At 56.9% G+C, this 6,487-nt stretch carries 8 protein-coding genes; 7 read left to right on the top strand and 1 reads right to left on the bottom strand.

Annotated elements, in window-relative coordinates; translation table 11 throughout:
• The first annotated feature begins 672 nt into the window (after nt 1-672).
• Genes rpmH through CACC_RS11555 form a run of 7 tightly spaced genes read left to right on the top strand, consistent with a single transcriptional unit; the run spans nt 673 to nt 5,005 of the window.
• Nucleotides 673-816, top strand: coding sequence for a 50S ribosomal protein L34 (rpmH, locus tag CACC_RS11585; RefSeq protein WP_005275994.1), 144 nt, complete (start codon nt 673-675; stop codon nt 814-816).
• 3 nt (nt 817-819) lie between these two features.
• A complete protein-coding gene (gene rnpA / locus CACC_RS11580) occupies nt 820-1,200 on the top strand; it encodes a ribonuclease P protein component (protein ID WP_005275991.1) in 381 nt (126 codons plus the stop codon).
• Entirely contained in the window at nt 1,188-1,469 is a 282-nt protein-coding gene (gene yidD, locus CACC_RS11575; protein WP_208854183.1) for a membrane protein insertion efficiency factor YidD, read from the top strand. The genes rnpA and yidD overlap by 13 nt, the downstream gene beginning before the upstream one ends.
• Nucleotides 1,470-1,482: 13 nt before the next feature.
• Nucleotides 1,483-2,466, top strand: coding sequence for a membrane protein insertase YidC (yidC, locus tag CACC_RS11570; protein ID WP_005275986.1), 984 nt, complete (start codon nt 1,483-1,485; stop codon nt 2,464-2,466).
• A 33-nt stretch (nt 2,467-2,499) separates the two neighbouring features.
• Entirely contained in the window at nt 2,500-3,099 is a 600-nt protein-coding gene (gene rsmG, locus CACC_RS11565) for a 16S rRNA (guanine(527)-N(7))-methyltransferase RsmG (protein ID WP_034653716.1), read from the top strand.
• A 10-nt stretch (nt 3,100-3,109) separates the two neighbouring features.
• Complete coding sequence (locus CACC_RS11560) at nt 3,110-3,958, top strand: ParA family protein (protein WP_005275982.1); 849 nt, start codon at nt 3,110-3,112, stop codon at nt 3,956-3,958.
• Between the two features lie 6 nt (nt 3,959-3,964).
• Nucleotides 3,965-5,005: a ParB/RepB/Spo0J family partition protein gene (locus CACC_RS11555; RefSeq protein ID WP_005275978.1), complete on the top strand. Its 1,041-nt coding sequence runs from the start codon at nt 3,965-3,967 to the stop codon at nt 5,003-5,005.
• Between the two features lie 75 nt (nt 5,006-5,080).
• Here CACC_RS11555 and CACC_RS11550 read toward each other — a convergent pair whose 3' ends face one another.
• The gene (locus CACC_RS11550) at nt 5,081-6,442 is read right to left on the bottom strand and encodes an MFS transporter (RefSeq protein WP_005275975.1); all 1,362 of its coding nucleotides are present in this window, start codon (nt 6,440-6,442) and stop codon (nt 5,081-5,083) included.
• Between the last annotated feature and the right edge of the window lie 45 nt (nt 6,443-6,487).

Genomic DNA, 6,487 nt, shown 5'->3' with positions numbered 1-6,487 from the left:
AACGGGCTACCTTCAATAATTCTCTCGGGGACGGGTGGACAGTAAATAACAAATTCCACGGTGGATTCCACCGCGGTTTTCACAGTGGTTTTTATCGAGTCACCTCGATCTCCACAGAGTTATCCACAGGTGTGGAAGAAATAGTTATTCACAGCTTAGTGCATGGCTGTGGATAACTTGTGATAGCCCACTTTATGGTGTTGTACTGCGGAAACAGTAAAACTCTCAAGTGGTTATTTAGAGTTATCCACAACGGTTAGCTTGCTGTGGAATTCGATTCCTTAGTTCTACCGCCGCGAAGGCGGGTGTGTCTAACGGAGGATTTATACTTAAAATGCAAAATGCTATGGAGGGTTGCGGCGCGAAGGATTAGCCGCAGCATGAGCGCGAAAACTGGCCCTCTAGCTGCAGGAAAAAACACTTATGTAATTTCGGGTGTAACCGGGTGTCGATTTGTTTCCAGCGGTTTAAATCACGTAATCTGGCATGGTCTATTGCAACAGAGAGTTGCGTATGAACAGGACGGCGTCACTTCGCATTGGCTGGGCTACCAGAGCACGCTGAGCGTTTGGATAACAGTGACGCGTCAGGTTCATGGAATCCATTCATCAGTGGATATGCTGCCGTTTTGTGGCGGCAGTATGTCCACGTACAACTTCAAGGAGAATTGACGTGGCAAAGGGTAAGCGCACGTTCCAGCCGAACAACCGTCGCCGTGCACGTAAGCACGGTTTCCGCACTCGCATGAGCACCCGCTCCGGTCGTGCAATTGTGGCCGCTCGCCGCAAGAAGGGCCGCGCAAAGCTGTCCGCATAAGTCATGCTGCCAGCCCACCACAAGCTCACATCGCCGCCGCAATTCCGGCGGACGATGAAGGGCAGTCGCCGGCAGGGCACTCGCACCGTCGTCGTGCATGCGCGCGATACCATGAGTGCGAATTCCAATGGCACCATGGACAATCCAGCCGAGGTCGCGGCCACTGGGCCGCGGTTCGGCCTCATTGTTTCTAAAGCCGTCGGGAATGCAGTGGTACGCCACCGCACCTCCCGGCGGCTTCGCCATGTGTGCATGACGCTCATCCCCAAGCTCCCAGCGGGCGTGGATGTTGTCATTCGTGCGCTCCCTGCCAGCGCGACCGCCACCAGCGAGCAATTAGAAAAAGATATTACTAAGGCGCTGCGCAAGCAATGGGATATGTAAATACCCGTGGGGAAGAAATTCCTGCAGCCTCCGGACTGGCCGCACCGCTGGTTAAAGCGGTTCGTTTCTACCAAAAACATGTCTCGGGCCTTAAGATGGTATCAACCTGTCGGTTCGAACCGACATGCAGTGCTTACGCCTTAGAGGCGTTGTCCAGACATGGCGCGCTTAAAGGTACGGCGATGGCAATGGCTAGGGTGTGCAAATGTGGGCCCTGGCATCCGGGCGGATTTGATCCAGTCCCGGTACCGGTCACCAACAACAACTGAGGATTAAACACTCGTGCTTAATTTCATTTACTGGCCAATTTCGGCCGTTTTATGGTTCTGGCACTGGCTGCTATCTCTCGTAATGGATCCCGCATGGGGCATTACGTGGATTTTGGCTATCGTGCTGCTGACCTGGACGCTGAAGGCGCTCATGGTCAAGCCCACCGTGGCCCAGATCCGATCTTCACGCAAGATGCAGGAAATCCAGCCCAAGGTGCAGGAAATCCGCGCGAAATACGGCAAGGATCAGGCTCGGGCCGCGCAGGAGATGCAGAAGGTCTATAAGGACGCTGGCGTTCGCCCAATGGCCGGCTGCCTTCCGGTCTTGGTGCAGATCCCAATGTTCATTGGTCTTTTCCACGTGCTGCGCTCATTCGACCGCACGGTGTCTGTAGCCGGCGGCCTTGGTCACCCCAGCGGCGAGCCGATGTCTATTGAGGCCAACGCCAATACTGCGAACTACATCTTTAAGCCGGAACTGGTCCAGCAGTTCTTGGACGCCAAGATCTTCGGCGTTCCGCTGGTGACGAACCTGCGCCTGAACTCGCCCTTGGTGGAAGGTGTCACCACCACCACCCAGGCAGCGTTCATCATTGTGCCGATGATTGCCGTCATTGTGGTGCTGATGCACTTCAACGCGCGTATGAGCCTGAACCGCCAGGAAAAGCGCCGCGCCCAGGGCAAGACTTCTGCCCCGCAGGGTCAGAATGCGGAAATGATGCAGCAGCAGATGGCCATGATGTCCAAGATGATGCTGTGGGTCATGCCCGCAATGCTGATCTTCTCCGGCTTCATCTGGCCCATCGGTTTGCTGTTCTACATGCTGTCCAACACCGTGTGGACCTTCTTCCAGACCCGCATCATCTACGGCAAGATGGACCGCGAAGAAGAAGAGGAAGAGGCCGCTAAGATTGAGGCCAAGCGCACTACCGCTCCAAAGCCTGGCGCTCGCAAGAAAGATAACCGCACGAAGAAACAGCGGAAGAACGACAACTAAACAGCTACTGAGGAGATTCTCATAGTGTCCGAGATGGACCCGTCTGCAGTATTTGGCTCTCGCCTGCCGCTCGCGCAGGAATACCACGATTCGCTCGCTACAGACGGGTCCACTCGTGGTTTTATCGGCCCGCGCGAGGTACCGCGGCTGTGGGAGCGCCACATCTTAAACTGCGCAGTTATTGAACAAGTCATTCCGGAAGGCGCCACGGTTATCGATGTCGGCTCTGGTGCCGGGCTGCCCGGCATTCCGCTGGCGATTGCTCGCCCCGATCTGCACATCACGCTCATTGAGCCGCTGTTAAAGCGCTATAACTACCTCAACGAGGTCACCGAAAACCTGGGATTAGATAACGTCACCGTGCTGCGCGGGCGCGCCGAAGAAGGCCCCATTAAAAAGGCAGTGGCCGGCGCGGACGTGGTGACCTCCCGCGCGGTAGCTCCCCTGGGAAAGCTGGCAAAGTGGTCTCTTCCCCTAGTGCGCAAGGGCGGGGAGATGATCGCGCTGAAGGGCTCTTCTGTACACGAAGAATTGGAGCGCGATGCCGCGGATATTAAGAAGGCCGGCGGCGGAAAAGCCGAGGTCACGACCGTTCACGGAACCACGATTATCCGTGTCCCGCGCGTGAACTAAAGTAGACGGCATGACTAATCCGCGCCTTATCACCATTGCTAACCAGAAGGGCGGCGTAGGTAAAACCACCTCCGCCGCTAACTTGGCCGCAGCCCTTGCTACTGAAGGCAAGAAGGTATTGGTCATTGACCTTGACCCCCAGGGAAACGCATCGACCGCCATGGGCGCGGAACATAGCTCAGGAACCGATTCCAGCTATGAATTGCTCTTGGGCGATTGCACTGCGGAAAAGGCCATGCAGGCTTCCCCGCATAATTCCAACCTTTATTGCATCCCCGCGACCATCGATCTTGCCGGCGCGGAAATTGAGATGGTATCTCTCGTGCGCCGCGAGTTTCGGCTTTACGATGCCCTCCATAAAGGGTTCCTAGAAGAGCACGGCTTTGAATACGTCTTTATTGATTGCCCGCCATCTTTGGGCTTGCTGACGATCAACGCCATGACGTGTGCGGAAGAAGTCATTATTCCTATCCAGTGCGAGTACTACGCACTGGAGGGCGTGGGCCAGTTATTGGGCAATATCACGATGATTCGCGAGCACCTCAATGAAGATCTGCATATCTCTGCGGTGCTCCTTACCATGTATGATGCACGTACGCGTTTGGCTGAGGATGTAGCCGATAACGTTCGCGAGCAATTTGGCGCCGTTGTCATGGGTAACGTCATCCCGCGTTCAGTGCGCGTCTCAGAGGCGCCTGGTTACGGGACTACGGTCATTGATTACGCCCCTTCATCCACCGGTGCACGGGCGTACCTCGCGGCGGCTCGCGAGCTCAACAGGCGCGGTGATTATCGCCCACATCCCACCACGGGGGCGATTGGCGTGAGCCCCGAAATTTATGCGGAATTGGAAGGATAGGATTTCATGGCAGAACAAAAGCAAGGTGGCCTAGGCAAAGGCTTGGCCGCTCTCATCCCGTCCGGCCCCGATGCACCTACCCGCAAGCCACGGCTGGGTGATTCCGCCGCAGATATTATCCTGGGAAATTCCACGGGCAATAGCGAGCGCAAGGCACGCGGCGAGAAGCGCGTGAAGGGCGCCCCCACCATCCAACAAGGATCCGGGTCCAAGTCCTCCAAGAAGCGGCAAGCTACGCCGGCAGCAATTGGGGCGACCTACCGCGAGATTTCCGTGGGGGAAATCGTTCCCAACCCCAAGCAGCCGCGAACCGTTTTTGATGAGGATGAGCTCAGCGAGCTGGTTCACTCCATCCGCGAGTTCGGCCTCCTGCAGCCGGTCGTCGTCCGTCCCTCCGAGGAAGGCGGATTCGAGCTCATCATGGGTGAGCGCCGTTGGCGCGCCTCCTCTAAGGCTGGCCTGGCCACCATTCCCGCCATCGTGCGCGATACCAAAGATGACAATCTGCTGCGCGATGCCCTGCTGGAAAACATCCACCGCGTCCAGCTCAACCCTTTGGAAGAGGCGCACGCCTATCAGCAGCTTTTGGAAGAGTTCGGCGTTACCCAGAACGAACTAGCGGACCGCATTGGCCGCTCCCGCCCGCAGGTGACCAACATGCTCCGCCTACTGCGGTTGCCGGTGGATGTGCAAAAGCGAGTCGCCGCAGGCACCCTCTCGGCCGGTCACGCCCGCGCTATCTTGGGCCTCGATGACAAGGAAGCGATGGACTACATCGCGGACCGGGTTATTTCGGAGGGCTTGTCCGTGCGCGCGACCGAGGAAGCCGTGACGCTATATAAGCGCGACGGGAAGCCTGCGGAGAATAAGAAGAAGTCTCAGGTACCGCAGCCGCAATTTTTCACCGACTCGGCCGAGCGCCTCTCGGATCGCTTCGATACCAAGGTCACCGTGACTATGGGTAAGCGCAAGGGCAAGATGGTCGTAGAATTCGGCGACCAAGAAGATTTCGAGCGCATCATGGCGCTGATGGAGCGGGATAAATAACTGGCTCCTGTGGCAGGTTCCCCAGGTGCCTGCCACTTCCGCAAGGTGAGTGCCCTCCTCTTTAGAGCGAGGGCACTATTTCTTAGAAAAGATGAAGTGGCCCTTGGCTTGTTCTTCCTCGTATTCGGCGCCAAGCGGAATGCCCTTGCGCTCACGCAGGAGTAGGGCCGCAATAAATCCGACGATGCTTGCGGAGACAAGATAGACGGAAACCGCAAAGGTCGTGCCCGTTGCTTCTACCAATGCTGCGGCGATCATCGGGGCGAAGGCACCGCCGAGGACGGAACCGATGGCATAAGTAATCGATACGCCCGAGGCACGGATGGATGCAGGGAAAAGCTCGGTATACATGGCAGATTGCGCACCGTAGGTTAAGCCGAGGCCTACCGTCAGGAAAATGAGGGCGGCATACAGCAATCCCAGGGACGCCGTATTTACCAGCGGGAAAAGGGCCGCTGCGCCGATTGCTTGAATGACAAATCCGATGAGATACGTCGCGCGGCGCCCGATATAATCCGATAACCAGCCGGCGAAAAGGGTAAAGATAAGCCACGTGAAGGCGGATAGGGTGACGGCATTCAGGACATCGCCACGCGCGAGCGAGACCGGGCCCTCGGGGTTGGTGGCGTAATTTTGGATATAGCCACCGGTGGTCATATAGCCCACGGTGCCATTTCCTGCAAAGACTAGGGCCGCGACGAGGACAAGCGGGAAATACCGTTTGAACAAGATACCAATGGGGTTTGCCGCCTCGCGTTTCTTATTATCTGAGATCTCCTGAAAGACCGGTGATTCATCCACGCCGACGCGGACCGCGTAGCCGATGATCACTAGGACGAAGGAAAGCAAGAACGGCACGCGCCAACCCCATTCAAGGAAGGCATCCCCTGGTGCGATGATATTCATGATGGACAGCACGCCAGAGGACATCAGTAGGCCGATGGGGACTCCGATCTGTGGTCCAGCACCGAAGAGGCCGCGCTTATCGTTGGGAGCGTGCTCAACTGCAAGCAGTACCGCGGAACCCCACTCTCCCCCGGCAGAGATGCCTTGAATGATGCGGAGGAAAATCAACAGGATGGGAGCCCATACTCCCGCCGTATCGTAGGTAGGCAGAAGGCCAATCAGTGTGGTGGCCCCGCCCATGGCAAAAAGGGTGACCATGAGAACGAGGCGGCGGCCAAGACGGTCACCGAAATGTCCCGCTAGGAACGCGCCAAGTGGGCGAAAAAGGAAAGATAGGCCCACGGAGGCGAAGGACACGATGCTGGCTACCCCGCCTTCTAAGGGGCCGAACATCACCTGGTTGAATACCAGGCCGGCAACCGCGGCATAGAGAAAGTAGTCGTACCATTCAATCGCGGTTCCGATTGTGGTGGCAGCTACCACGCGGCGGGTTTCTTTTGTGGAAATTGGGGCGGAGGTTGAGCTGCCCATAATGGGAATCCATTCACTGTGTAGTAGTCAATAACTGGACTGATA

It is taken from the genome of Corynebacterium accolens, assembly GCF_023520795.1.
Classification (GTDB): domain Bacteria; phylum Actinomycetota; class Actinomycetes; order Mycobacteriales; family Mycobacteriaceae; genus Corynebacterium; species Corynebacterium accolens.
The sequence above is the reverse complement of the archived record's forward strand: the minus strand, read 5'-3'. Positions and strand labels throughout refer to the sequence as shown.